General features: G+C 53.1%; 23 protein-coding genes (1 of these 23 cut by a window edge). 18 read left to right on the top strand and 5 right to left on the bottom strand.

All coding sequences use genetic code 11. The features are described from left to right. Nucleotides 1–32: 32 nt before the first annotated feature. Both AAFJ72_RS19440 and argH read left to right on the top strand, forming a co-directional pair. Complete coding sequence (locus AAFJ72_RS19440; RefSeq protein ID WP_432775347.1) at nt 33–1,292, top strand: argininosuccinate synthase; 1,260 nt, start codon at nt 33–35, stop codon at nt 1,290–1,292. Then, a complete protein-coding gene (gene argH, locus AAFJ72_RS19435; RefSeq protein WP_432775346.1) occupies nt 1,289–2,734 on the top strand; it encodes an argininosuccinate lyase in 1,446 nt (481 codons plus the stop codon). Before AAFJ72_RS19440 ends, argH begins: the two co-directional genes overlap by 4 nt. Nucleotides 2,735–2,792: 58 nt before the next feature. Here the strand turns inward: argH and AAFJ72_RS19430 are convergent, their stop codons facing one another. Continuing rightward, entirely contained in the window at nt 2,793–3,950 is a 1,158-nt protein-coding gene (locus AAFJ72_RS19430) for an iron-containing alcohol dehydrogenase (RefSeq protein WP_432775345.1), read from the bottom strand. Between the two features lie 352 nt (nt 3,951–4,302). On the opposite strand from AAFJ72_RS19430, the gene ftsE reads away from it, so the two are divergent. From ftsE to AAFJ72_RS19405, 5 genes are all read left to right on the top strand, one after another. Next, nucleotides 4,303–4,989, top strand: coding sequence for a cell division ATP-binding protein FtsE (ftsE, locus tag AAFJ72_RS19425; RefSeq protein WP_122906188.1), 687 nt, complete (start codon nt 4,303–4,305; stop codon nt 4,987–4,989). Next, on the top strand, nt 4,979–5,875 hold the full coding sequence (ftsX, locus tag AAFJ72_RS19420) for a permease-like cell division protein FtsX (protein WP_122906187.1): 897 nt from the start codon (nt 4,979–4,981) through the stop codon (nt 5,873–5,875). Before ftsE ends, ftsX begins: the two co-directional genes overlap by 11 nt. 25 nt (nt 5,876–5,900) lie before the next feature. Further along, nucleotides 5,901–7,100 (top strand): murein hydrolase activator EnvC family protein, encoded by a 1,200-nt coding sequence (locus tag AAFJ72_RS19415; protein ID WP_122906186.1) that lies wholly within the window; start codon nt 5,901–5,903, stop codon nt 7,098–7,100. A 97-nt stretch (nt 7,101–7,197) separates the two neighbouring features. After that, on the top strand, nt 7,198–8,676 hold the full coding sequence (locus tag AAFJ72_RS19410; RefSeq protein ID WP_432775343.1) for a S41 family peptidase: 1,479 nt from the start codon (nt 7,198–7,200) through the stop codon (nt 8,674–8,676). A 100-nt stretch (nt 8,677–8,776) separates the two neighbouring features. Beyond that, nucleotides 8,777–10,045 carry a PDZ domain-containing protein gene (locus tag AAFJ72_RS19405; protein ID WP_432775341.1) on the top strand — a complete coding sequence of 423 codons (1,269 nt, stop codon included), beginning with the start codon at nt 8,777–8,779 and terminating at the stop codon, nt 10,043–10,045. A gap of 193 nt (nt 10,046–10,238) precedes the next feature. On the opposite strand, the gene AAFJ72_RS19400 is transcribed toward AAFJ72_RS19405, so the two are convergent. Further along, nucleotides 10,239–11,171 carry a flagellar hook assembly protein FlgD gene (locus AAFJ72_RS19400; RefSeq protein WP_432775339.1) on the bottom strand — a complete coding sequence of 311 codons (933 nt, stop codon included), beginning with the start codon at nt 11,169–11,171 and terminating at the stop codon, nt 10,239–10,241. Between the two features lie 178 nt (nt 11,172–11,349). Between AAFJ72_RS19400 and uvrB the strand changes: the two genes are divergently transcribed. From uvrB to AAFJ72_RS19380, 4 genes are all read left to right on the top strand, one after another. Next, nucleotides 11,350–13,326 carry an excinuclease ABC subunit UvrB gene (uvrB, locus tag AAFJ72_RS19395; RefSeq protein ID WP_432775337.1) on the top strand — a complete coding sequence of 659 codons (1,977 nt, stop codon included), beginning with the start codon at nt 11,350–11,352 and terminating at the stop codon, nt 13,324–13,326. Nucleotides 13,327–13,340: 14 nt separating this feature from the next. Then, entirely contained in the window at nt 13,341–16,208 is a 2,868-nt protein-coding gene (gene uvrA / locus AAFJ72_RS19390; protein WP_432775336.1) for an excinuclease ABC subunit UvrA, read from the top strand. A gap of 79 nt (nt 16,209–16,287) precedes the next feature. Continuing rightward, nucleotides 16,288–16,917: an HD domain-containing protein gene (locus AAFJ72_RS19385; protein ID WP_122906180.1), complete on the top strand. Its 630-nt coding sequence runs from the start codon at nt 16,288–16,290 to the stop codon at nt 16,915–16,917. Nucleotides 16,918–16,950: 33 nt separating this feature from the next. Beyond that, on the top strand, nt 16,951–17,319 hold the full coding sequence (locus AAFJ72_RS19380; RefSeq protein WP_122906179.1) for a phage holin family protein: 369 nt from the start codon (nt 16,951–16,953) through the stop codon (nt 17,317–17,319). A 59-nt stretch (nt 17,320–17,378) separates the two neighbouring features. On the opposite strand, the gene AAFJ72_RS19375 is transcribed toward AAFJ72_RS19380, so the two are convergent. From AAFJ72_RS19375 to AAFJ72_RS19365, 3 genes are read right to left on the bottom strand one after another with little or no spacing between them, the layout of a single operon-like run. Then, on the bottom strand, nt 17,379–17,522 hold the full coding sequence (locus tag AAFJ72_RS19375; RefSeq protein WP_170163474.1) for a hypothetical protein: 144 nt from the start codon (nt 17,520–17,522) through the stop codon (nt 17,379–17,381). 5 nt (nt 17,523–17,527) lie between these two features. Next, entirely contained in the window at nt 17,528–18,136 is a 609-nt protein-coding gene (locus tag AAFJ72_RS19370; RefSeq protein WP_122906178.1) for an accessory gene regulator ArgB-like protein, read from the bottom strand. Between the two features lie 15 nt (nt 18,137–18,151). Next, complete coding sequence (locus AAFJ72_RS19365) at nt 18,152–19,495, bottom strand: sensor histidine kinase (RefSeq protein ID WP_122906177.1); 1,344 nt, start codon at nt 19,493–19,495, stop codon at nt 18,152–18,154. Nucleotides 19,496–19,747: 252 nt separating this feature from the next. Between AAFJ72_RS19365 and hprK the strand changes: the two genes are divergently transcribed. The 7 genes from hprK to hisH all read left to right on the top strand — a co-directional run. After that, nucleotides 19,748–20,683 (top strand): HPr(Ser) kinase/phosphatase, encoded by a 936-nt coding sequence (hprK, locus tag AAFJ72_RS19360; RefSeq protein ID WP_432775334.1) that lies wholly within the window; start codon nt 19,748–19,750, stop codon nt 20,681–20,683. Between the two features lie 15 nt (nt 20,684–20,698). Next, a complete protein-coding gene (locus tag AAFJ72_RS19355; RefSeq protein WP_432775332.1) occupies nt 20,699–21,196 on the top strand; it encodes an acyltransferase in 498 nt (165 codons plus the stop codon). A 259-nt stretch (nt 21,197–21,455) separates the two neighbouring features. Continuing rightward, a complete protein-coding gene (locus tag AAFJ72_RS19350) occupies nt 21,456–22,631 on the top strand; it encodes an ATP phosphoribosyltransferase regulatory subunit (protein ID WP_432775330.1) in 1,176 nt (391 codons plus the stop codon). Nucleotides 22,632–22,634: 3 nt separating this feature from the next. Continuing rightward, nucleotides 22,635–23,282: an ATP phosphoribosyltransferase gene (gene hisG / locus AAFJ72_RS19345; RefSeq protein ID WP_122906173.1), complete on the top strand. Its 648-nt coding sequence runs from the start codon at nt 22,635–22,637 to the stop codon at nt 23,280–23,282. Between the two features lie 22 nt (nt 23,283–23,304). After that, nucleotides 23,305–24,591 carry a histidinol dehydrogenase gene (hisD, locus tag AAFJ72_RS19340; protein ID WP_432775329.1) on the top strand — a complete coding sequence of 429 codons (1,287 nt, stop codon included), beginning with the start codon at nt 23,305–23,307 and terminating at the stop codon, nt 24,589–24,591. A gap of 6 nt (nt 24,592–24,597) precedes the next feature. After that, the gene (gene hisB / locus AAFJ72_RS19335; protein WP_432775327.1) at nt 24,598–25,197 is read left to right on the top strand and encodes an imidazoleglycerol-phosphate dehydratase HisB; all 600 of its coding nucleotides are present in this window, start codon (nt 24,598–24,600) and stop codon (nt 25,195–25,197) included. A 1-nt stretch (nt 25,198) separates the two neighbouring features. After that, nucleotides 25,199–25,800, top strand: the 5' portion of a protein-coding gene (gene hisH, locus AAFJ72_RS19330) for an imidazole glycerol phosphate synthase subunit HisH (RefSeq protein WP_432775326.1). 13 nt of this gene lie beyond the right edge of the window; only the first 602 of its 615 coding nucleotides appear in the window; the start codon lies at nt 25,199–25,201; its stop codon lies off the right edge, out of view.

Below are 25,800 nucleotides of genomic sequence, written 5' to 3'. Positions count from 1 at the left end.
TGAGTGATACTTCGAAACGGGGAGAGAGAATAATGGCAAAAGATAAAATTGTGTTGGCCTATTCTGGCGGTTTAGATACATCAGTAGCGATCAAATGGCTGCAAGACACTTACAATTTCGACGTAATCGCGGTTGCGCTGGATGTAGGCGAAGGAAAAGACCTGGATTTCGTCCAGAAAAAAGCGCTGCAAGTAGGCGCGCTCAAATCGATCGTCGTCGATGCGAAGGAAGCTTTTGCAGAAGAATTCGTTCTGCCGGCCCTGAAAGCAAACGCGATGTACGAAGGCAAGTACCCGCTCGTATCCGCTTTGTCGCGTTACCTGATTTCCCGCGTGCTGGTTGAGATCGCGGAAAAAGAAGGCGCGGTTGCGGTAGCGCACGGCTGCACGGGCAAAGGAAACGACCAGGTGCGCTTCGACGTATCCTTCACAGCGCTCAATCCGAACCTGAAAATCGTGGCGCCCGTTCGCGAATGGGGCTGGACTCGCGACGAAGAGATCGAATACGCGAAAAAGAACAATATTCCGATCCCGATCAACCTGGACAATCCATACAGCATTGACCAAAACCTGTGGGGCAGAAGCTGCGAGTGCGGCGTTCTGGAAGATCCGTGGGCAGCGCCGCCAGAAGGCGCGTACGATCTGACGAAGTCGATTGCAGATGCTCCAGATGAAGCAGAGGAAATCGAAATCACGTTTGTCCAAGGCAAGCCGACTGCGCTGAACGGCGAAGAGCTGCCATTGTCCGAGCTGATTCTGAAGCTGAACAAAATCGCTGGAAACCACGGCGTTGGCCGCATCGACCATGTGGAAAACCGCCTGGTGGGAATCAAATCCCGTGAAGTGTATGAAACACCTGCTGCCACTACACTGATCCTGGCACATCGCGAGCTGGAATTTTTGACGCAGCCTCGTGAAGTAGCGCAGTTCAAACCGATTATCGAGCAAAAAATGGCGCAAGTTATCTACGAAGGTCTGTGGTACTCGCCAATTCGCAACGCGATTCAGGCGTTCATCGAAGAGACGCAAAAACACGTAACGGGCGTCGTGCGCGTGAAGCTGCACAAAGGCCATGCCATCGTCGTAGGCCGCAAGTCTGCTTCTTCGCTCTACAGCCATGAGCTGGCAACCTACAACGCTGGCGACCAGTTCGACCATAAAGCGGCGCTCGGCTTCATCAAGCTGTGGGGCTTGCCAACCAAAGTGTACGCAGAAGTAAACGAAGGCGTACTGCATGAAAACAAAAACACTGCAATCAAGATTTTGGATGAAAAGGATGCGATCACGCAATGAAACTGTGGGGAGGACGCTTCACGAAGCCGACGAATCAGCTCGTAGAAGAATATACAGCTTCTATCTCTTTTGACCAGAAGATGTGGCGGCAGGACATCGTCGGCAGCCTGGCTCATGTTGCCATGCTGGGCAAGTGCGGCATCCTGCCGATGGAGGAAGTACGTCAGATTATCGCCGGCTTGAAAAAAGTCAAAGACAAAATCGAGCGCGGGCAAGCGGAATTTTTGGTTGCGCACGAAGATGTCCATATGAATATCGAAAAAATGCTGATTGAGGAAATCGGTCCGGTGGGGGGCAAGCTTCACACTGGACGGAGCCGCAACGACCAGGTCGCACTCGATATGCACCTGTACCTGAGAGAAAAGCTGATGGAGATCATCCAGCTGGCCATGTATTTGCAGGAAGCATTGCTGGAGCAGGCCGGACAGCATCTCGATACGGTCATGCCAGGCTATACGCATCTTCAGCGTGCGCAGCCGGTTTTGTTCGGCTACCACCTGATGGCGTATGTCTCCATGCTGCAGCGCGATATTGAACGGATGACGGAAACATGGAAACGGGTGAATGTGCTGCCGCTTGGCGCTGGCGCTCTGGCAGGCACGACCTTCCCGATTGACCGGACGTTTGTCGCGGACATGCTGCAGTTCGACGGCATTTACCAAAACAGCATGGACGCGGTGAGCGATCGCGATTTCATCGTGGAGTTTTTGGCGGATGCTTCCTTGCTGATGACCCATCTGTCCCGTCTGTGTGAGGAACTGGTTATCTGGAGCAGCCAGGAGTTTTCTTTCGTGGAGCTGGACGATGCGTTCTGCACAGGCTCCAGCATCATGCCGCAAAAGAAAAATCCGGACGTAGCCGAGCTGGTACGCGGAAAAACAGGACGTGTCTACGGCAACCTGTTTGGTCTGTTGACTGTGCTCAAAGGCTTGCCGCTCGCCTACAATAAGGACATGCAGGAAGACAAGGAAGGCATGTTCGATACGGTGGCGACCATCCACGGCGCTCTCGCTTTGCTGACGCCGATGATTAAGACGATGCAGGTGCGGACAGAGCGCATGCGTCAGGCTGTCACCAACGACTTTTCCAACGCGACCGATCTGGCGGATTACCTGGTACGCAAAAACATGCCGTTTCGCCAGGCTCACGAGGTCGTGGGCAGAACAGTTCTGTACTGCATTGAACAGCAAAAATATTTGCTGGATTTGACGCTGGAAGAGTTCCAGAGCTTTTCGGGCGTCATCGGGGCAGATGTGTACGACGCGCTGGCGGTCGAAACCGTCGTGAACGCCCGCAACGTGCTGGGCGGAACCGCGCGCAATCAGGTAGAAGCGCAGATTGCCTGGTATCAGGAAAAATGGAAAGAGACACATGCCTGGGTCGATAAAAACAGTCAAAAAGTGATGATTGAATCGCTGATTGACGTAGGATCACCAGCGTAACGAGTAAACGAAACAACGCCGCATCTCTCGTGTGAAGAGTGCGGCGTTGTTTTCCTTTTTACAATGACATGCGCAAAATTTCGCGGACGTCTTGACTGGTCAAGGATTTGAACTGGCCAATCGGACCAAACGGCGTCGCTTTTTCCGCCATTTCTTCCAAATGCTCGTCCGTAATTTGGTAGTCTGCCAAACGAGTCGGTGCACCGATGCGGGCGAAGAACGCTTCTGTTGCGGCAATGCCTTCCAGCGCCACTTCCTCGTCTGTTTTGCCAGCGGGATCGACATTCCACACCTCCACGGCGAAGCGGACGAAGCGAGCTACGTTTTCGCGATAGACATAGCGCATCCATTTCGGGAAGATGATCGCCAGACCGCCGCCGTGCGGAATGTCGTAAATGGCGCTTACGGCGTGCTCGATGGAGTGGGTAGCCCAGTCGGTTGTCACGCCGACAGGCAGTGTGCCGTTGAGTGCCATCGTTCCGCAGTACAGGATGTTGGCGCGGGCATCGTAGTCGTGCGGATTTTCCAGGACGCGTTCAGCGTTTTCAATGACGGTCTTCATGATCGACTCGGCGAAGCGCGTCTGGAGCGGAATCTCGGTCGTATGTGTGAAATACTGTTCAAATACGTGCGACAAAATATCGCTGATGCCATAGATGGTCTGATCGCGCGGCACAGTGAACGTATTCTCCGGATCGAGGATGGAAAAGGTCGGGAAGGTCGTGCCAGCCCCGTGCTTTTCTTTTGTTTCCCAGTTGGTAATAACGCTGCCTCTGTTCATTTCTGAGCCGGTTGCGGCAAGCGTCAGGACGGTGCCAAGCGGCAAGGCTTTTTCGGCTGTTGCCTTGCGCGAGTAAAAATCCCACACATCGCCTTCGTAGGGGACGCCGACCGCGATTGCCTTGGCCGCGTCAATCACGCTACCGCCGCCCACGGCGAGAATCCAGTCGACCCCTTCTGTCCGGCACAGGTCAATTCCTTTTTTCACTGTGCTGAGCCGAGGGTTAGGCTCGACGCCAGGCAGTTCCACTACGCGGCAGGCGGCAGCTTGCAGATGCGCGATGACTTTGTCGTAAAGACCGGAGCGCTTGATGCTGCCGCCGCCATATACGAGCAAAACCTTGCTGCCGAGTTGCTTGGCTTTTTCCTCCAGCTGGACCAACTGTCCGCGGCCAAAAATGAGTTGTGTCGGGTTATAGTAAACGAAATTTTCCATATTGCCAGTTCCTCCCATCAATCTTGCATACATTTATTGTAACTGACTGCTCTGGCCTGTACCAGCAAGCGATGTGCTGCCGCGACTTTTTGCACATTTCATGTCGGATGGCAGGGAAACGAGGCGGTTTCGACAAGAAATGAGAGATTTAGTGGATACCATCCGCGAAACAGGGTGGTATAATAAGTAAGATGGGTAACTCGGCCGTTTTTCAACAAGGTATGGCAACGGTTGCCCGAGGGAAAGAGGGGTTTTGTCGATTTTGCCTGAAAAAGCAGCATTTTCGGCGGAAAAACAAAAAATCAGGATCAAGAGAATAGAGAAGGATCTGACTATGTAGGATGTGATTTGCTTGATCGAGATGTTTGATGTTTGGAAAACGTACCCGAATGGCACGAATGCATTGAAGGGTATCAATATTCGGATTGAAAAAGGCGAATTCGTGTATGTGGTGGGACCGAGCGGAGCGGGAAAATCGACGTTCATCAAGCTGATGTACCGCGAAGAGAAGCCGACCAAGGGCCAGATTTTTCTCGGCGGCTTCAATGTCAGCCGGATCAAGGAGCGGCAAATTCCGCTCGTTCGCCGCAGTATCGGGGTTGTCTTCCAGGATTTCAAACTGTTGCCGACACTTACGGTATTCGAAAATGTCGCATTTGCGATGGAAGTGATTGAGAGCAGTCCAAAGCAGATCAAACCGCGTGTCATGGACATGCTCGGATTGGTCAAATTGAAGCACAAGGCGAAAATGCTGCCAAGCGAGCTGTCTGGCGGCGAGCAGCAACGGGTGGCTCTCGCGCGGGCTTTGGTGAACAACCCAGGCATCATTATCGCCGACGAGCCGACGGGAAACCTCGATCCGGAGACGTCGTGGGAGATTATGAAGCTGTTTGAGGAAATCAACCAGCGCGGAACGACGGTCGTCATGGCGACGCACAACAGGGAGATTGTCAACACGATGAGAAAGCGGGTCATTGCCATTGAGGCAGGACAGATCGCCCGTGATGAGCAGAGAGGGGATTACGGTTATGAAGATTAGAACGCTGGGACGCCATGTCCGTGAAGGGGTCAAAAACCTCGGCCGGAACGGCTGGATGTCGTTCGCGTCAATCAGTGCCGTTACGATCACCCTTCTCATTTTGGGTGTTTTCCTTATTTTAGCAATGAATGTCAACTACTTTGCAAAATCGGTCGAAAAACAAGTGGAAATTCGCGTCTTCATGGCCGATCTTACCCCCAAGGAAGACCTGGACAAATTTGAACAAAGCGTGCGCAGCATGCCGGCTGTGGAGTCCGTCGAGTTCATCTCCAAGGACGAAGGCTTGAAGCGGTTCAAGGAGAGTATGGGCGACAAGGCATACCTGTTTGATGGCCTGGAAAACGGAAATCCGCTCCCGGATTCGTTTGTGGTCAAGACGAAGCAGCCGCAGGATACGCCGGTTGTCGCCAGTCAAATCAAGCAGATGAAATCGGTCAGAAGCTTGAATTACGGCGAGGGGACGGTTGAAAAGCTGTTCGCTGCCACTGACACCTTGAGAAACGTCGGAATTGCCTTCATCATCGGTCTGGGCTTTACCGCCATGTTCTTGATTGCCAACACAATCAAACTGACGATTGTTGCGAGACGCCGAGAGATCGAGATCATGAAGCTGGTTGGCGCCACCAACTGGTTTATCCGCTGGCCTTTTTTTGTGGAAGGACTGCTGATGGGAGTGTGCGGGGCATTGATCCCGATTATCATGCTGACAATCGGCTATTACTACTTGCTGGACGCGATCAATGCCAGCTTCGAAGCCTCCCAACTGTTCAAACTGTTGCCACTGTTCCCATTGGTGTATCAGGTAGCCCTCGCTTTGCTGGCGATTGGCGCGTTTATCGGAATCTGGGGAAGCTTGGTGTCCGTGCGCCGCTTCTTGCGAATTTAACATTGGAAAACGTGGGAGGAGTATCATGAGAAAGAGAATCCTATACACACTCTTAATCACCGGCCTTTTGGCTGGTTCTGCGATCCCGACTAACGTGAGCTGGGCAGCCAGCAAGGCATCTTTGGACAAGATCAACCGCGAGTTGAAGGAAATCCAGCAAAAGAAAAAACAACAGCAGCAGCAAATGAAGCAGACCGAACAGCAAATCAGTCTCGTGCAAAAGGAGCAGCAGGACTTGCAGACACAGCTGATGACGATCGACCTGCGCCGCAACGAGACGCAAAACAAGCTGGACAAGCTCGAAAAGCAAATGAATGAAACAAAGGAAAAAGCTGCCGAGGCCCAAGATCAGCTGGACGAGGCGAAGGAACGGGTAGCGAAGCGGGAAACGCTCTTGAAAACCCGGGTAAAATCCATGTATGAACGCGGAAATGTCTCGTACCTGGACGTGCTGCTCGGGTCAACCGACTTTGGCGATTTTCTGACCCGCATGGAAGGGTTGCAGTTGATTCTTGAGCAGGATACGCGTATCCTAGAAGACAATATTCGCGACAAAGAAACGATTGAGACGAAGAAAAAAGAAATCGAGCATCAACTGACCGTGTACGCGGGAATGCTCGACGAGGCGGAAGCGCTCAAGGCTGAGCTGGACAAGCAGTACAAGCAAAGTCTTGTGGTCAAGGCCGAGCTGAAAAAGAAAGAGGCTGCGCTGGAAGAAGACCTGGAGCAGTACGGACAGCAACTGATTGAGCTTACACGCCAGGAATCCGCGAAGTATGCGGAGCGTGTGCGGGCGATGAGCGCGTCCAGTACAGGGTACAAGGGCGGCAAGCTCGGTTTGCCGATTGCAGATGGACTATTTCGCTTCAGTTCAGGCTTCGGGATGCGGAAAGACCCGTTTACAGGCCGTTCAGCTGGGCATAATGGTGTAGATATGGCAGCATCAAAAGGAACGCCGATTTTGGCTGCGGCTGACGGGGTCGTCATTTTTGCAGGGTATTCCAATGGCTTCGGGAATACGGTAATGATTAAACACAGTGCGGAGATCACCACGCTTTACGGACACATTCGCGAGGGTGGCATCAAGGTTTCTGTGGGACAATCCGTATCGAGAGGCCAAAAAATCGCCGAAGTAGGCTCTACTGGCCGCTCTACCGGAAACCACCTTCACTTTACCGTCTACAAAAACGACGTTGCCGTCAATCCTATGCCGTACCTGAAATAGTCCAGCAGCGGGCAGCCAGACAAATATTGCTAACGGCAGATGCATACACTAGCAGCATATCTTTTTGCCGGGAGCACAAAGGATGGTGACGTGAGTAGTGAGATGGAAAGGACGTACCGTATTGGCGCTTGTGCTCATCTCGATGGTGGCCAGCAGCTTTTTGACCATCGCGTTGATGAAGACATCAGCCAGCGCGAACACAACCCAGACTGGGGCATTGACTGCTTCCACTCGTGCGATGTTTTCGGGAGGCTCGGAATATCCCCAGGAGTTCAAAAAGCTGTATGAAGCTTTTACGGCGATCAAAAAAGACTACATTCAAACAGTTACCAATGAACAGCTGGTAGAAGGCGCAATCAGCGGCATGGTCGGCGCTTTGGAAGATCCGTACAGCGATTACATGGACCCGAAATCAGCCGAAGAATTTACTTCGACGCTGCATTCTACTTTCCAGGGGATCGGCACAGAAGTCACCATGCAAAACGGACGGGTCACAGTCGTTTCGCCATTCAAAGGCTCTCCTGCCGAGCGTGCGGGCCTCAGACCGAACGACCAGATTTTGAGCGTCAACGGAGAGTCGCTGGAGGGTCTGGACTTGCACGAGGCCGTGACCAAAATTCGCGGCCCCAAAGGAACGAAAGCCGTTCTGAAGGTCGTGCGTGCAGGCGTGGCAGAACCGCTCACCATCGTGTGCATTCGTGACGATATTCCAATCGAAACGGTTAACAGCCAAATTATCGAGAAAAACGGCGTAAAGGTCGGGGTGATCGGCATTACCCAGTTCTCGACCGAAACAGCCAAGCACTTCAAGGAGCAGCTTGCTGCCCTGGAGAAAAAGGGGATCGGTGGGCTCGTCATCGACGTGCGTGGCAACCCGGGCGGCTATTTGCTCGCCGTCAAGGAAATCGGCGAGGTGCTCGTGCCGAAAAAAGGCGTCATCGTTGCCATTGAGTACGGTGCGGGCGGGCAGCAAAAAGAAGAGTACCGCTCGACAGCGGATGCTGCCAAACCGTATCCGATCTCTGTCCTGATTAACGGCGGCAGTGCCAGCGCCTCGGAAATTTTGGCGGGGGCATTGCGCGACAGCGGCAACTACAAGCTGGTCGGTGAAAAGAGCTTCGGCAAAGGCACTGTCCAAAGCACGATGGAAATGACGGACAAGAGCCAATTGAAGCTGACGATTGCCAAATGGCTTACGCCGAGCGGCGAATGGATTCACCAAAAAGGAATCGAGCCGGACTTCAAGGTGGCGCAGCCTGATTATTTCAATGCCACACAGTTGCCAGCCGACAAGGAGCTGGCCCGTGACATGGCAGGCGCTGATGTGAAGAATCTGCAACTGATCCTGACCGGACTGAAATTGTCTCCAGGCCGCGATGACGGCTACTTTGACGAAAAGACCGAACAGGCGGTCAAGCAGTTCCAGACGGCGAAAAAGCTGCCTGTCACCGGAAAAGTGGACGCGGCGACACGCAGTCAGCTCGAAGAAAGCCTGCGCGAGACCATGCGCAAGCCGGAGAATGACCTGCAATTGCAGAAGGCTCTGGATGTCGTGACTGGCAAACAGGGAAAATAATCAAGGATTAGGAAGCAGGGAATTCCCTCTATTCCGTAGAAATCATAACCACGGCAAATCACATGTCGTGGTTTTCTTTTTTTCATTTGAGGTGAGGCAATTGGCGATTCAGGCAGATATGCTTTCTATTGCATATGGCTTTGCCGCATTTTTTCTCAATCCCGTTTTTTACCTTTTTCTCGGGTTCATTTACTTGCACTATCGCAGACAAATGAAGCTGGAAAGACAGCTATTTGCCGCCCGCATGCAGTCTCCGCTCCTGTCGACATTCCGGGCAGTAGGAATGGGCGTAACAGGAGGTTTGTGCATCTCGCTTCTCGCTGCGGGACTGGGAGTTGTCGTGCAGGCACAAGATTTATGGATATTATGGGCATTGGCTCTTCTTTTGGCGCTGATTCGCTTGCGTTTTCTTTGCTTTGCCTATGCGGCAGGTCTTTTATCCATTTTGCACGCGATTGCTCAAGCATTCCCAGGGGTGCGGGACGTTTCGGTACTCGGCAGCGTGTGGGAAATGCTGCTGCAGGCGAAGCCGATCCCGCTACTTGCTCTGGTGGCGATCATGCATCTGATCGAAGCGATGCTCGTCTGCTGGAACGGGGGCAAGGACGCATCTCCGCTGTTTGTCGAAGGACAACGCGGGCGGATTGTCGGAGCGTACCTGCTGCATTCGTTTTGGCTGACTCCGCTTGCCTTGTTCGTCCAGGTGGAGCCGGGGACAATTAGTGGTGCCCTTTATCCGGGCTGGCCGTTTTTTTCGGGCGAGCTGGCTTCCTACGGACTGATGCTGTTGCCAACCGTTACGGGTTTTTCGGATATGACCCAGACGATGACCCCGATGAAAAAGGCCAGACAAATTTCCAAAAATCTCACCTGGTACGCAGTCGGGCTATTGGCGTTATGCGCCCTGTCCGTCTTGTTTGCGCCGCTTGTTTTGCTCGCCGCCCTGTTTGCGTTGTTCGGGCACGAAGCGTTGTTTTTCTGGAGCCAGTGGAAAGAAAGGCAGCGTTCTCCTTATTTCATCCAGTCTTCTCGCGGCGTCAAGGTCATGGGGGTCATCCCGGGTACGCGGGCTGAAGAGATCGGGATTACGACAGGAGAAATCATCGTGAAGGTAAACGGCATTCCGGTGCGGGACAAGGAAGAGCTGTATCCGGCGTTGCAGGCGAATCCGGCTTTTTGCAAGATGGAAGTTCTCACCCGCGAAGGCGAGCTGAAGTTTGTGCAGTGTGCTGTCTACGCGGGGAACCACCATCAGCTGGGGATCATCGTGGTGCCGGATGCAACGACGCGCGTATTTGTCGATTTGAAACGATCCAGTGTCGTCGAGCTTATCAAGCAGAAGCTGGAAAAACTGAATGTAGGCGCGTGATGGCCAGAGGGGAGAAGGTATGCGACAGTCAAACCCGTTCGCACTGTTTTTGCGGGGGTGAGGCGAAGGTTGACACGACGGTGTATGTCGATGCGCTCACGGGGCAAACCATCATAAAAGAATAAGGCCGGGCAAAAGAAGAAGCCGCACGCTCCTGATGGGGAGCAAGTGCGGCTTTTGCATATGTGGCAGACTAGGCGCTCGCTTCAAATCCGGTGATTTGCTGCAGCGCAATTTTTTTGTCATCGGTCAAGACGAACTCTACGACTCCGTTTTTCACGCTGACAGCTTTAATGATGCCGTTCAGACTGTTGTCCGTGGTCGAGCCGTCCGGATTGGTTTGCTTTTCGGTATATGTGATGCTGTAGCCGATCATTTGCGCGTACTGCAGCGAGTTGCTCATGGTGTTGCTGTCCGGCTTGACGCTCATGCCCACGACCTGATCGAGCTTGACGGTCGTGCCGTTATCCAAAGTAAACTGCGTCGTACCGTCTTTCATGGTGAAGCCAGTGATGACTGCATTCGCGATTTCGTCTACTTTTTCAATGTCGTCAGTAGTCGCCGGGTTGCCGTCCTTGTCTACTTCCTTGGTCGTTTTGTACGAGATTTCCTTGCCAATCATGTTCATGAACTTCACGCTGCTATCGAGCGCATTTCCTGTCATGCCCTGAGACTCCAGACCTTTGATGTCCGCCAGTGGAATCGGAGTAGGCTCTCCGGCGATGCGGAAGTAAATCTTGCCGCTGTCCATGTAAACGGCTTCGAGTACGCCTTCTTTCGTCTCTGTTTCGGTTTCACCTGTCATCTCGTCTTTGGTTGTCAGGTAGTAGGTTGCGGTGCGGCCGATCAGCGACTCATACTTTTCCAGCGTCAGCATGCTGTTGTTGGATTGCTCCATCAGCGTCGCCATTTTGGTGATCTTTTCCACCATTGTCATCATGCTCGTTTGCTGGATGAACTGGGAGTTGTCCATCGGGGACATCGGGTCTTGATGCTTCAACTGCTCCAGCAAAAGCTTCATGAAGGCGTTGTTGTCAAGCTCTGTAGTAAACTCCTTTTTGCCTTTATAGCTCATGTGTGGCTGAATATACGGGTTATTTTTAACGGTAGTTCCGATATCTGACATGTCGATCCTCCCTGAAGGTGGCGAGTCTAACCGTACGTGCTTGTACACTACTACTTATTATCGGTATAATGTGTCGAAGGATGAAGACAAACATTTGTTCGAATTTCGGCTTATCATCGCCCGAATTGTGTTATAATGGAAATAGAAACAGTTATGCAACGAGGAGATGAGCGAGGGAATGGACCGTTTTGAATTGGTTTCGGAGTATCAACCGTCCGGTGACCAGCCGACCGCGATCGCCGAACTGGTGGCAGGAATCCGGGCAGGCAAGCGGCACCAAACGTTGCTCGGGGCTACTGGTACGGGAAAAACCTATACGGCTGCCCAGGTGATCGCCCAGGTGAACAAGCCGACACTGGTGATGGCGCACAACAAGACACTGGCTGCCCAGCTATGCGCAGAGTTCAAGGAGTTTTTCCCGAATAACGCGGTGGAATACTTCGTCAGCTATTACGACTACTATCAGCCGGAAGCGTACATTCCCCAATCGGATACGTTTATTGAAAAAGACTCCAGCATCAACGACGAGATCGACAAGCTGCGCCACTCGGCGACCAGTGCCTTGTTTGAGCGGCGCGACGTCATTATTGTGGCATCGGTATCGTGCATCTACGGTTTGGGTTCGCCGGAGGAGTACAAGGAGCTGCTGCTGTCGCTGCGTGTCGGCATGGAAAAAAGCCGGGACGAGGTATTGCATCGGCTGGTCGACATCCAGTACACGCGCAACGACATCAACTTCACGCGGGGGACCTTCCGGGTGCGCGGAGACGTCCTGGAGATTTTTCCGGCGTCAGAGAGCGAGCAGGCGATTCGCGTGGAGTTTTTCGGAGACGAAATTGAGCGGATCACCGCCATTGATGTGCTGACCGGAGAGATTTTGGGCCAGCGCGAGCACGTAGCCATTTTCCCGGCGTCCCACTATGTTACCCGCGACGAAAAAATGAAGCTGGCTGTCCAAAGCATCGAAGCAGAGCTGGAAGAGCGGCTGGCAGAGCTGCGCGCGGCCGGAAAGCTGCTGGAAGCGCAGCGGCTGGAGCAGCGGACGCGCTATGACATCGAGATGATGCTGGAGATGGGCTTCTGCTCCGGGATTGAAAACTACTCGCGCCACCTGACCGGACTTCCGGCGGGACACGCGCCGTACACGCTGCTTGATTACTTTCCGGACGACTACCTGCTTCTGATTGACGAGTCGCACATGACTTTGCCGCAGGTGCGGGGGATGTACAACGGCGACCAGGCGCGCAAGAACGTGTTGGTCGAGCATGGGTTCCGCCTGCCGTCCGCGAAGGATAACCGACCGCTGCGCTTCGACGAGTTTGAGCAAAAAGTCAACCAGGCGATCTACATCTCGGCAACGCCCGGTCCGTATGAACTGGAGCACTGCCCGGTGCTGGTGCAGCAGGTCATTCGCCCGACAGGACTGGTTGACCCGACGATTTCGGTGCGCCCGATCAAAGGGCAAATCGACGATCTGATCGGGGAAATCCAGGCTACGATTGCCAAAAACGAGCGCGTCCTCGTCACGACACTGACGAAAAAAATGGCGGAGGACCTGACGGACTACCTGAAGGAGATCGGGATCAAGGTCCGCTATTTGCACTCTGACATCAAGACGATCGAGCGGATGCAGATTTTGCGATCCTTGCGGTTAGGTGAATTTGACGTGCTGATCGGGATCAACCTGCTGCGGGAAGGTTTGGACTTGCCCGAGGTTTCCCTTGTCGCGATTTTGGACGCCGACAAGGAAGGTTTCCTGCGCAACGAGCGCTCCCTGATCCAGACGATCGGGCGGGCAGCCCGGAACGCAGAGGGGCGCGTGATTATGTACGCGGACAAGATGACGGACTCGATGAACGCGGCCATTCGCGAGACGGAGCGTCGCCGTGCCATCCAGATTGCCTACAACGAGAAGCACGGCATCACTCCGCAGACGGTGAAAAAAGCTGTGCGCGAAGTGATCGAGGCGACAAAGGTGGCAGAGGAAAAAGCGGACTATTTGCCACACGCCGATTTCAAGAAGATGCCGAAGAAGGAACGACTGGCTGTCATCGAACGCATGGAAGAAGAAATGAAGGAAGCGGCGCGCAACCTCATGTTCGAGCGAGCGGCCGAGCTGCGTGATTTGATTCTGGAGCTGAAGGCGGAACTCTAAGGAGAGGTATTTTCATGCCATTGGAACATATTGTCGTCAAGGGCGCGCGTGCCCACAATCTGAAAAACATTGATGTAGTGATCCCGCGGGACAAATTCGTCGTGTTGACGGGTTTGTCCGGCTCGGGAAAATCTTCCCTTGCTTTTGACACGATTTACGCAGAGGGACAACGGCGTTACGTGGAGTCGCTCTCTGCCTATGCCCGCCAGTTTCTCGGGCAGATGGACAAGCCGGATGTGGATTCGATTGAAGGGCTTTCCCCCGCTATTTCCATCGACCAGAAAACGACGAGCCGCAATCCGCGCTCCACTGTCGGTACAGTGACGGAAATCTACGACTATATGCGTCTTTTGTATGCGCGTGTGGGCAGAGCGATCTGTCCCAATCACGGCATCGAGATTCAATCCCAGACGATTGAGCAAATGGTCGATCGCCTGATGGAGTACCCGGAGCGCACGAGAATGCAAATCCTCGCGCCAATGGTACAGGGACGCAAGGGCGAGCACGTCAAACTGCTGGAGGACATTCGCAAGCAGGGCTTCGTGCGCGTACGTGTGAACGGAGAAATTACCGATTTGTCCGAGGACATCAAGCTGGAAAAAAACAAAAAGCACAACATCGAAGTCGTGGTGGACCGCGTTGTCGTGAAGCCGGATGTGCAGTCGCGTCTTGCGGACTCTTTGGAGACGGCGTTGCGGCTTGCGGACGGCAAGGTGATTGTCGACGTGCTGGAGCAGGAGGAGCTGTTGTTCAGCGAGAAGCACGCCTGCCCGGTTTGCGGATTTTCCATCGGCGAGCTGGAGCCGCGGATTTTCTCTTTCAACAGTCCGTTTGGCGCGTGCTCGGAGTGTGACGGTTTGGGCGTAAAGCTGGAGGTAGACCCGGACATGGTCGTTCCGGATGCGACCAAGACGTTGCAAGACGGCGCGATTAGCGCCTGGGAGCCAAAGTCGTCGACCTACTATCAGCAGCTGCTGGAATCGGCTTGCCGCCATTTTCATATTCGCATGGACATCCCGTTTGAGGAGTTGTCCCCTGAGCAGGTACACATTTTGATGTACGGCAGCGAAGGGGAGAAGATCAAGTTCCGCTATGAAAACGAGTTCGGGCAAGTGCGGGAAGCGGTTGTACCGTTTGAAGGCGTCATTCCCAACCTGCAGCGTCGCCATCTGGAAACCAGTTCGGACTATATCCGCGAGCAAATCGAAGGCTTCATGAGCCAGAAACCTTGCCACGTCTGCAAAGGACATCGTTTGCGCCAGGAGAGTCTGGCCGTAAAGGTCGGAGGGCGCAGCATTTCCGAACTGACGGAACTGTCGATTCTCGATGCACACCAGTTCATTGATGGACTGGAGTTGACCGAACGGGAAGCGAAAATTGCCAACCTGATCGTGAAGGAAATCAAGGCACGACTCAACTTTTTGATCGACGTCGGACTGGATTACCTGACACTGAGCCGGGCCGCAGGTACACTTTCCGGGGGAGAGGCGCAGCGGATACGGCTGGCTACCCAGATCGGCTCCAGCCTGATGGGGGTCCTGTACATCCTCGATGAGCCGAGCATCGGGCTGCACCAGCGGGATAACGCCCGCCTGATTAAAACCCTGGAGCATATGACCAGGCTGGGGAACACCCTGATCGTGGTCGAGCATGACGAAGATACGATGTTGGCTTGTGACTACATTATCGACATCGGTCCCGGCGCGGGTATTCACGGCGGTCAGGTAGTGGCTGCGGGCACGCCGGAAGAAGTGATGAAGGATGAAAATTCGCTCACAGGTGCCTATCTCAGCGGGCGCAAATTCATTCCGGTTCCGTTGGAGCGCAGAAAGCCTACCGACAAGTGGATAAAGATTGAGGGTGCGAAGGAAAACAACCTGAAAAATGTCACGGCGAAAATTCCGTTAGGATTGTTCGTCGCGGTGACAGGCGTATCGGGTTCCGGGAAAAGTACGCTCATCAACGAAATTTTGCAAAAAGCCCTGTCGCGCGACCTGAACGGCGCCAAAGTAAAGCCGGGCGAACACCGCCGCATCGTGGGGCTGGAGCACCTGGACAAAGTGATTGACATCGACCAGTCTCCCATTGGCCGCACGCCGCGCTCCAATCCGGCGACGTATACAGGCGTCTTTGACGACATTCGCGATCTGTTTGCCTCGACGAACGAAGCGAAGGTGCGCGGCTACAAAAAAGGCCGTTTCAGCTTCAACGTCAAGGGCGGCCGCTGCGAGGCGTGCAGCGGTGATGGAATTATCAAGATCGAGATGCACTTTTTGCCGGACGTATACGTGCCTTGCGAGGTGTGCCACGGCAAGCGCTACAACCGCGAGACGCTCGATGTAAAATACAAGGGCAAGAGCATCGCGGACGTGCTGGAAATGACGATTGAGGATGCAGTGGAGTTTTTCCGCAATCTGCCGAAGATCGAGCGCAAGCTGCAAACGATTGTGGACGTCGGCCTTGGCTACATGAAGCTGGGGCAGCCGGCAACGACACTCTCCGGCGGGGAAGCGCAGCGCGTCAAGCTGGCCTCCGAGCTGTATCGTCGCAGCACAGGCCGCACGCTGTACATTCTGGACGAGCCGACTACAGGCTTGCATACCGATGATATTGACCGTCTGTTGAAAGTGTTGCAGCGCTTGGTGGAAAATGGCGACACTGTCCTTGTGATCGAGCACAACCTGGATGTCATCAAAACAGTGGATTACATCGTGGATCTGGGACCGGAAGGCGGTACGCGCGGCGGGCAGATTGTCGGAACAGGTACGCCGGAAGAAGTGGCGCAATTGGAAGGCTCGTACACAGGAACTTACCTGAAGCCGATTTTGGAACGGGATAAAGCGAGAACCATTGCCAAGCTGGAGCAGCTGGTATCGAAGTAAGCAAGGATAGCCTCCCTGGGTAGGTCAGGGGGGCGTCTTTTTCTGTCCAAAAAACGTAGCAAGAGACGGGGGAGAAGAAATGGATTACGCGGCAAAAGCGATTGCGGCCCTGCCAGCCGATCTGGTGGAGGAAGCGAGAAAATGCTTTGACGGTCAGGACCCGGCACACGACTGGCAGCATAACTTGCGTGTGCTGGCCATGTGCGAACGGATCGGCGAAGAGGAAGGGGCGGACATGCTGGTGTTGCGCCTGGCTGCCTTGCTGCACGATGTCGGGAGAGCGGAGGAGCGTCGTACCGGTGAGTGTCACGCTGAGATCAGCGCAAGAGTGGCCGAAAAATGGCTACGCGAGCGGGGGCACGGAGAGAATGTGATCGCGCGAGTGCAGTCAGCGATTCTTGCCCATCGCTTTCGCAAGGAGCGCCCGCCTGTAAGCTTGGAAGAACAAATTTTGTTCGATGCGGATAAGCTCGATTCGATTGGCGCTATTGGAGTTGCCCGAGTTTTTGCTTATACTGGGGTTATTGGAGGTCCTATCCAATCCGACGACCCACAGCAGCATACCCCGGCAAAGGAATACGCCTGGAAGCTCACGCGCATCAAGGACAGGCTGTTCACCAAAACGGCCCGGGAGATTGCCCAGGAGCGGCACGCGTTCATGGCCCGCTTTTTTGAACAGTGGGAGTTGGAAGTGAAAGGGCTCCAGTAGACGCTGGGGACACTGGCGGAAGGAGGAATGGGAATGATCCGCTGGATAATCAAAATGCTCCTGAACGGAGCCGCCCTGCTTTTGATTAGCAAATGGTTTGCGTCCATTTACGTTGCAAATTTTACCGTTGCTTTGTGGGCCATTCTGATTTTGGGTGTCGTGAACACATTGATTCGCCCGGTGCTGATGTTTTTTACTTTTCCACTGACGATCTTGACGATGGGGCTTTTCTGGTTTGTCATCAACGCTGTGACATTTGCCCTGACAGCTTATTTCATTGACGGATTCGAAGTGGGACCGTGGCCGGACAATATCGGCATCGTCATCGTGGCAGCCGCGCTTATGAGTCTTTTTGGCTGGTTGATTGAGATGGTTGTCGGTATGAAAAAAGAGAGAAGGTAGAAAGCAAAAAAACCCGCGGACTCGTTGGAAGAGTTCGCGGGGTTGTTATTGTGATGGGGTTATGGTTGTTTATTTGTCTTAACATCTTCTCGCATATGAGGTGGAATTGGTTCGTATAAAAATCCACCTTTCATAACACCTGCGACGCTCAGGACTGACAAAGCACCAAAGAAACTGCAAACAGAGGAAAGCACTTTCTTCATGAGTATCATCCTTTCGAAAATGTTTTTTCTAAGAAAGATACAAAGCGAAACGAAACAGGCATGAGAAGAAGAGACTGATAAGTAATTGCTAGTGTATAAGTCATAGACAACTTATAGGAATATCTTACCAAAAAGAGTGAGAGAATGCAACCAACAACTATCAGTAGAATAGCAATTGTTCGATGCTTTTTCCGGATATTTGGGTTGTCTGGCATGTATGTATGTTTAGCTGGAGCATAAGCATAATTGATGAACGTTCCTACCCCTGCAACGAGAAGTATGAGGATCGACATGATGCCAACAGAAGCCAGGGAAACATACTTGATAATAGCGCCGCCAATCAGTAAGAGTAGGAGTGTCGCAACTAGACAGGACCATGGGTTTTTAAAATGCACGCCGCCTGTGAAAAAACGGAGTAGAAAAAAGAAGCAAAGGAGAGGCAAGACTTCTCCTAGTAAGTTGAATATCGCAGAAAAGAGTACGATAACGAAAAGATTGATGACATTGAGCAAAAAGATTTCAATTCCATGCGCCAATTGTCCCACGGTGTACGGTGAACCTTCTGTCTTAATCGCATGGGCAATTTTTCCAGACAATTTTTCTGTCCAGGTCATTTGGTTGCCCCCTTGCTAGCGATTTGCAAAAGAAATGCGAAAACTGGTGATACCGTCAGTGGATTTGACTTGAATGTTACCGTTGTAGCGTTCCGCCACGTTTTTGACGATGGCTAGTCCAAGCCCGCCTTCTCCTTTCTTCTTTGTGGTATAGCCCATATGAAAGATTTCCTGCAGTTGACATTCCGGGATTGTCGGACCGCTATTTTCGATATACAGGAAGTGTTCATCTTCGGTCTGTCCCCATTCCAGACGTATGTAACGGTTTTCCTCCAGTTCGTAGGAGGTTGCGCGTATGGCGTTATCCAGCAAATTACCCAGGATTTTGATTAAATCGTATGTTTTGTAGTGGGAGAACTGGCTGATCTCCTTGATTTCCATCGTAAGCGAGATCCGTTCAGCCAGACAAACTACCATTTTTGATTGCAGTAAGGAAGCGATAGCCGGGTTTTTGATACGCTCCAATACTTGTGAGCTGGAGTCAGCTGATCTTTCAATCAGTACCGTTTCCTTTAATAATTGCTCTACGTATTCTTTGGCATGACTATGTAATTCTTTTTTCAAAAATCCATTGATAGCCGTGTAATGGTTCAAAGAATCGTGTTTGATTGAACGAACAGCAGTAAAGAGGTCCTGAATGCTGTTCATATAAGGGGTACCGGTCTCTTCTTCCACACGGTTGATCGTCAGATTGAGGTAAATCCGGAACAAGATCACGATTGCAATAAACAAAGCCAGGATGGCCAACTGGAAATACAGTTGGAATTGCGGAGTATACAAGGCGAATATGGATGTATTGTTTCCCCGCAGAAAGAATGAAGTATTCATGAATAAAATAAGAAAAAATTCAATGCTGCCTAATAGTATCAGCAGGAATAAATAACGATTTAAGCGGTTGTGCTGAAATAGCTGATGAATGTCGAATTTGGTTTTTCGCAATACGATCGCGATGGTTAGAAATACCCCTATATATAGTAAACGGGCAAGTGTTGCCAGCATTGTAGTAGACAAGATTTCTTCCAGGAATAACTGTTGACTGTTAAAAATAGCGAGAATAATGGATTCGTTAAGAATCATGACGCCGAGAGCGACTGTTCCCATAAAGACCGATTTTAATAGATTGAATCGGTAAATAAGGAGCAAGAGCACAGTTGTACATAAAAACATCAACAGCACTTTCGGTTGATAAAGCACTTCCAACAATGTAAGCAGCTCGCCTGTCAGTGCAAATAGCAAGCTAAACAGAATGGCTTGTTTCTTCTTTTCGAACACCGATATATTGAACAAAGCCAAACTAATCGTCAGTAGCAAGAAGGCTTCGGGTAGGTCTACGAGTAAGAAGCGAAGTATAAAGTCCAAGGTGTTGCCTCCTCTTTTTTTCCGACATTCGGAGTAAAACAGTCTATATTTGCACTTTACCTCAGATTTTGCCTAATACCAACCTCATTTTCTATCTTAAGAAATAACGTGAAAAATGTAAATGATACGACAATTCGCGAGATTAGACAAGTTCCGTGACGAGAGGCAAAGGTTGTCGGGGGCTTGACGGTTTCGATACAATAGAGGCACATAACCGGGGACGGATCATCCCAGATAAAGGGGGAAGCTTTCATGCGCAAGACAAAGGTGAGCCACCTTGCGGAACATTTCAATATGACAGTTTTGAGTGGGGAAGAGGGGCTGGGGCGCGAAATTACCGTAACGGATTTGAGTCGTCCGGGCTTGCAGCTGGCAGGCTACTACTCCTACTACGCGGAGGAACGGATTCAGCTGTTCGGCTTGACGGAGATCAACTTTTTCCAGACATTGAGCCGGGAGGAACGACTGGAGCGCATGAACTTTTTGATGCAGGGGAGGACTCCCTGCTTTTGTGTAACGCGCAACCAGCCTGTCCCGGAGGAGATGATCGAAGCCTCCAACACCTGGGGAGTGCCTGTGCTGCATTCGCCTTTGGCGACGACGACCCTGGTGGGCAAAATGACCAACTTCCTGGAAAACCGTCTGGCGCCTACCACCACCATTCATGGCGTGCTGACCGACATATACGGGGTCGGCGTCCTGATTATGGGATCGAGCGGAATCGGGAAAAGCGAAGCGGCTTTGGAACTGGTCAAACGCGGCCATCGGCTGGTGGCGGATGATGCAGTCGAAATTCGCCAGACGCAGGCCGGGCAGCTAAGCGGCAGCGCACCCGAGCTGATTCAGCATTTGCTGGAGATTCGCGGCGTGGGAATCATCAATGTGATGACCATGTTCGGGGCAGGGGCTGTCCGCAACGTGAAAAATATTGAGATGGTCGTGCAACTGGAGCTGTGGGAACCGCACAAAATGTACGAGCGCCTTGGACTGGACGAAGAGACGTTGAAAATCATGGATACGGACATTCCGATCATTACCGTACCTGTGCGGCCTGGGCGAAATCTGGCTGTCATCATTGAAGTGGCAGCGATGAACTTCCGCTTGAAGCGGATGGGCTACAATGCAGCGATGCACTTCTCGCGCAAGCAGTCGAACGCCATTCTGGAAGATGCCGATTCAGACTTTTAGGACGGAGAGTGGCGCATGAGGAAGACTACACGTTATCCGGTCCAGGGGCCAAACCCGCTTTGGCAAATGTACCGCACAGTAAGCTTTTGGAAAGTCGTGAAAAACTTCGTCGTCATCCAGCTTGCCCGTTACACGCCTTTTCCGTCATGGAAAAACTGGATGTACCGCACCTTTTTGCGGATGGAGGTCGGGCAGGAAACGGCAGTGGCGCTAATGGTCATGATGGACACGATGTTTCCGGAGTTGATAAAAATCGGCAAAAACAGTGTCATTGGCTACAATACGACCATTCTCGCCCACGAGTATCTCGTCGAGGAATACCGGCTGGGAGAAGTGCGCATTGGCGACAGGGTGCTGATTGGGGCCAACTCGACGATTTTGCCGGGAGTGACGATTGGGGACGGGGCGATTGTGGCTGCGGGAACGGTGGTCCACAAGGACGTGGCGCCCGGGTCTTTTGTCGGCGGCAACCCGATGCGCGTGATTCGGGCTGGAGAGTCTGAAGAAAAATAGCCTTGCGTATCGCCTGGCAGGGAAAGAACATGGGCATGGAGAAAAGGAGTCCGTTTTGGCGGGCTCCTTTTTCAATCGCTTCCGCTTCCAGAGCGGGACTTTTGGTGGAAGGCGGTGTACAGGAATATATTCAAGAATCTTCCGACTATTCTTATCTCCGTTGACCGCGGGCTGTCTTCGTGTTAATCTTCAACATAACACTTTAGTTTGCTACCATATTAGCAGAGTAAAGCGAACTAGAACGATGGAGGGAATGACGATGGCGAAGCCGTTGGGATTTGAAAAACCGCTGGGGATGCGGGACATATTACCAGAATCACTGGCGAAGCAACGGCATTTGGAGTGGGCGCTGCGGCATTGTATCGAACGGTGGGGATACGAGGAAATTTCCACGCCGTCGCTGGAGTATTACGATACGGTGGGAATGGCGAGTGCAACGCTGACAGACCGAATGTTTCGCCTGTTGGATAAACAGGGGCATACGGTTGTCCTGCGGCCGGACATGACGACCCCAATCGCTCGCGTTGTTTCTTCTCTATATAAAGATGTGCCGCTGCCGATCCGCCTGTTTTATCAGGCCAACGTGTTTCGCGCCCAGGAGAAGGAAGCGGGCCGGAACGCGGAGTTTTTCCAGACGGGGATCGAACTGATTGGCGATGGCTCTGTGGATGCCGATGCGGAAGCGATCGCGCTCGCTGTTTTTTGTTTGCGGGCGGCCGGTGTGGAGACGTTTCGGATTGCGATCGGGCACGTCGATTTTGTCGACGGACTGCTGGAGGACGTGATCGCCGAAGAGGAGGTTCGCCAGCAATTTCGCCAGTATTTGCACGAGCGTGATTTTGTCGGCTTCCGCCAATTGCTGGAGACGGTTGCGATTGACTCCGAGGGGAAAAAACGGCTGGACGCCCTGCTTCGCTTGCGCGGCGGAAAAAGCAAAATCGCCGAGGCGCGGGAGCTTGCGGGTGACGGAAAAGCAGGGCAGGCGGTTGAGACGATTGCTTCCTTGTGGGAAGCGCTGGAAGCATACGGAGTTACCGAGGATTTGCTGTTGGATTTCAATCTGATTATCAATCTGAACTACTATACAGGCGTTGTTTTCGAAGGCTACGCCGCCGATCTCGGCTCTCCGTTGCTGGGCGGCGGTCGTTACGATCAGCTTTTGGCCCAGTTTGGGCGCTCTGCACCTGCCACCGGATTTGCGATCAAAATGGATCGGCTGCTGACAGTCACGCCGACGCTGCGAGACCAAGAGCCAAAACGCATTTTGCTGCTTTATACAGAGGCTCGGCGGTCGGAAGCATTGGCAAAGGCGCAGCAGTTGCGGGCGGACTCCCAGGTGGTCGTGACCCGGCTCGTAGCGGGCAAAGCGGAGATCATGTCAGAGAGCGGGCAAGGCTATAGCAAGGTGATCTGCATGACGGAACAGGAGGAGTAGGAGATGGCGTTTTTCGCAAATGAGCAAAAGCTGACGATTGCCATGCCCAAAGGGCGAATTTTTGAAGAGGCTGTGCACTTTTTGCAGCAGGCGGGTTTGGAGGTAACGGCTGAACTGCAGGACTCGCGCAAGCTGGTCATTCCCGTGGAAAATGCCAGGCTCGAATTTATTTTGGCAAAGCCTACCGATGTCCCGACTTATGTGGAATACGGAGTGGCGGACGTAGGTGTGGTCGGCAAGGACGTTTTGCTCGAAGAAGAACGGGATGTCTACGAGCTTTTGGACCTGCAGATCGGCTACTGCCGGATGATGGTTGCCGGACTGCCTGACTGGAAACCGACAGAAGCGCTGAGAGTGGCGACCAAATATCCGAAGATCGCTTCCCGCTATTTTCGCGAGCAGGGGCAGCAGGTGGAGGTTATCAAGCTGAACGGCTCGGTGGAGCTGGCGCCGATGATCGGGCTTGCGGACCGGATTGTCGATATTGTCTCTACCGGCCGGACCCTAAAAGAAAATGGCCTGGTCGAGCTGGAGCATATTTGCGAGATTACGACGCGGCTGATTGCCAACCGTGCCAGCTACCGGATGAAGAGCGAAGCGGTCGATGAAATCGCCGGAAAGTTTTTGGAGGTTATTCCGGGCAAAAAATAGAGAACAGGAGGGGAGAGGCATCATGCAGATTATGGAAGCGAGTCAGTTTGACGGAAAGCGGTCGGTGGAGTCGGGAACGAGAGAGCAGCAGGAAGCCGTCAGGGCTATTCTCGCCGATGTTCGAAAGCGAAAGGACGAAGCTTTGCGGGAGTATACAGAGAGGTTTGACCGGGTGCGGCTGGAGACGTTTCGGGTGAGCGAAACGGAGTTTGCCGAAGCGAATGAGCAAGTCTCCCCGCAGGTGAAAGCGGCTTTGCAGGAGGCCGCGGACAACATCCGCGATTACCACAGCCGCCAAGTGCGCCAGTCGTGGTTTGTCACAAAAGAGAGCGGCACGATGCTGGGGCAGTTGATCCGCCCTTTGCAGCGTGCAGGACTGTATGTACCGGGGGGCACCGCCGCCTATCCGTCCAGTGTCCTGATGAATGCGATCCCGGCCAAAATTGCAGGCGTTCCCGAGGTGGTCATTACTACCCCGCCGGGAGCGGACGGCAAGGTCAATCCGGCGATTCTCGTAGCGGCGCAGATTGCGGGGGTGACGGAGGTTTACAAAGTGGGCGGAGCGCAGGCGATCGCGGCACTCACCTATGGCACGGAGCAAATCAAGGCGGTGGACAAGATCGTCGGGCCGGGCAATATTTTTGTCGCATTGGCAAAGCGCGAGGTGTTCGGGCTGGTCAGCATTGACATGGTAGCAGGGCCAAGCGAAATTGCCGTGCTTGCTGATGATACCGCCAATGCGCGTTATGTCGCTGCCGATTTGCTGTCGCAGGCGGAGCATGATCCGATGTCGGCTGCGATTTTGGTCACGCCTTCGCGGAAGCTGGCCGAGCAGGTGGCGCTGGAGGTAGAGCGGCAGCTTGCCGAACTGCCGCGCCAGTCGATTGCGGCAGCGGCGATTCGCGATTACGGAGCCATTTTGCTTGTAGAAGACCTGGACGAAGGGTTCGCCGTCATCAACCGGATCGCTCCCGAGCATTTGGAGATCATGATTGCAGAGCCGTTTTCGCAGTTGGGCAAAGTACAAAACGCCGGGGCAATTTTTCTCGGGCCGTACAGCTCGGAGCCTGTCGGAGATTATTTTGCCGGAACCAACCATGTAATTCCGACGAACGGCACGGCGCGTTTTTCCTCGCCGCTGTCGGTGGATGATTTTATCAAAAAGTCCAGTGTCGTCTCTTACAGCAAGAGCGACCTCATGAAAAACGGGCCAAAAATCGTGACCCTGGCCGAACAGGAAGGACTGGCCGGGCATGGACGCGCCATAACCGAGAGACTGCGCGACTTTGATCGCGAAGAGCAGGAGTGACCAGTGATGAGTGAGCGTACAATTCGCACAGCAGCTATTGAGCGCAATACAAATGAGACGCAAATCGCCCTTTCCTTTGGGATAGATGGAACAGGCGAAAGCAGGCAGGATTCGGGTGTGCCTTTTCTGGACCACATGCTGGACCTGTTCACCCGGCACGGACATTTCGACCTGACGGTAAAAGCAAAAGGAGACATCGAAATCGACTACCACCACACGGTAGAGGACATCGGCATCTGTCTCGGACATTGCATCCGTGAGGCATTGGGTGACAAAAAAGGGATCAAGCGCTACGGAAACGCCTTTGTTCCGATGGATGACGCACTGGCGCAGGTTGTGATCGACATCAGCAACCGGCCGCATTTGGAGTATCGGGCAGCTTATCCGACAAACATGGTCGGCCAATTTCCGACGGAGCTTGTGCATGAATTTTTGTGGAAGCTGGCACTCGAAGCGCGGATCAACCTCCATGTGATCTTGCACTACGGCCACAATACGCATCACATGATCGAGGCTATTTTCAAGGCGCTGGGCCGCGCTCTGGACGAAGCGACGACGATCGATCCGCGTGTAAAAGGGGTCCCGTCTACCAAAGGGGTTTTGTAGAATGATCGGCATCATTGATTACGGCATGGGCAATTTGTACAGCTTGAGCAAGGCTTTGGAGCGGCTCGGATATTCGTATGAGTTCGTCTCGGCGCCTGAGCGGCTGCAGGAGTACAGCGGGCTGATTTTGCCGGGGGTAGGCGCTTTTGGCGACGCGATTGCAAACATCAGGAAGCTGGGGCTGGATCGGGCGATTGACGCATACGTCGCTTCCGAACGGCCGATCCTGGGCATCTGCCTGGGGATGCAGCTTTTGTTTGACAAAAGCGAGGAGAACGGCGAAAACACCGGACTCGGCCTGATTCACGGTGAGGCAGTGCGTTTTCGCGGCGATTACAAAGTCCCGCACATGGGCTGGAACCAGTTGCGTCTAAAGCAGGAGCATCCGCTTCTGGAGGGCGTGCGTGAAGGCGAGTACGTTTATTTTGTTCACTCGTACCATGTGCTGTGCGAACTGGACGTGCTCTTGGCAACGAGCGACTATCATCAGGAGGTCACGGCGATTGTCGGGCGCGGCCAGGTGTACGGGATGCAATTCCATCCGGAAAAGAGCGGAGAGACGGGGATGCGGCTGCTGCGCAATTTTGCCGTTCAATGCGAGGG

It is taken from the genome of Brevibacillus gelatini (assembly GCF_050920745.1).
In the GTDB taxonomy this organism is placed as follows: domain Bacteria; phylum Bacillota; class Bacilli; order Brevibacillales; family Brevibacillaceae; genus Brevibacillus; species Brevibacillus gelatini.
This window is presented reverse-complemented; position numbering and strand designations above follow the sequence as displayed.

Excerpts from the sequence above, each read along its gene's own strand:
- AAFJ72_RS19370 (WP_122906178.1), bottom strand. The coding sequence starts at position 18,136 with ATGACCTGGACAGAAAAATTGTCTGGAAAAATTGCCCATGCGATTAAG.
- AAFJ72_RS19440 (WP_432775347.1), top strand. The coding sequence starts at position 33 with ATGGCAAAAGATAAAATTGTGTTGGCCTATTCTGGCGGTTTAGATACA.
- argH (WP_432775346.1), top strand. The coding sequence starts at position 1,289 with ATGAAACTGTGGGGAGGACGCTTCACGAAGCCGACGAATCAGCTCGTA.
- AAFJ72_RS19385 (WP_122906180.1), top strand. The coding sequence starts at position 16,288 with ATGGATTACGCGGCAAAAGCGATTGCGGCCCTGCCAGCCGATCTGGTG.
- uvrB (WP_432775337.1), top strand. The coding sequence starts at position 11,350 with ATGGACCGTTTTGAATTGGTTTCGGAGTATCAACCGTCCGGTGACCAG.
- AAFJ72_RS19350 (WP_432775330.1), top strand. The coding sequence starts at position 21,456 with ATGGCGAAGCCGTTGGGATTTGAAAAACCGCTGGGGATGCGGGACATA.
- AAFJ72_RS19375 (WP_170163474.1), bottom strand. The coding sequence starts at position 17,522 with ATGAAGAAAGTGCTTTCCTCTGTTTGCAGTTTCTTTGGTGCTTTGTCA.
- AAFJ72_RS19355 (WP_432775332.1), top strand. The coding sequence starts at position 20,699 with ATGAGGAAGACTACACGTTATCCGGTCCAGGGGCCAAACCCGCTTTGG.
- uvrA (WP_432775336.1), top strand. The coding sequence starts at position 13,341 with ATGCCATTGGAACATATTGTCGTCAAGGGCGCGCGTGCCCACAATCTG.
- hprK (WP_432775334.1), top strand. The coding sequence starts at position 19,748 with ATGCGCAAGACAAAGGTGAGCCACCTTGCGGAACATTTCAATATGACA.
- AAFJ72_RS19400 (WP_432775339.1), bottom strand. The coding sequence starts at position 11,171 with ATGTCAGATATCGGAACTACCGTTAAAAATAACCCGTATATTCAGCCA.
- AAFJ72_RS19415 (WP_122906186.1), top strand. The coding sequence starts at position 5,901 with ATGAGAAAGAGAATCCTATACACACTCTTAATCACCGGCCTTTTGGCT.
- hisD (WP_432775329.1), top strand. The coding sequence starts at position 23,305 with ATGCAGATTATGGAAGCGAGTCAGTTTGACGGAAAGCGGTCGGTGGAG.
- ftsX (WP_122906187.1), top strand. The coding sequence starts at position 4,979 with ATGAAGATTAGAACGCTGGGACGCCATGTCCGTGAAGGGGTCAAAAAC.
- AAFJ72_RS19430 (WP_432775345.1), bottom strand. The coding sequence starts at position 3,950 with ATGGAAAATTTCGTTTACTATAACCCGACACAACTCATTTTTGGCCGC.
- AAFJ72_RS19380 (WP_122906179.1), top strand. The coding sequence starts at position 16,951 with ATGATCCGCTGGATAATCAAAATGCTCCTGAACGGAGCCGCCCTGCTT.
- hisG (WP_122906173.1), top strand. The coding sequence starts at position 22,635 with ATGGCGTTTTTCGCAAATGAGCAAAAGCTGACGATTGCCATGCCCAAA.
- hisB (WP_432775327.1), top strand. The coding sequence starts at position 24,598 with ATGAGTGAGCGTACAATTCGCACAGCAGCTATTGAGCGCAATACAAAT.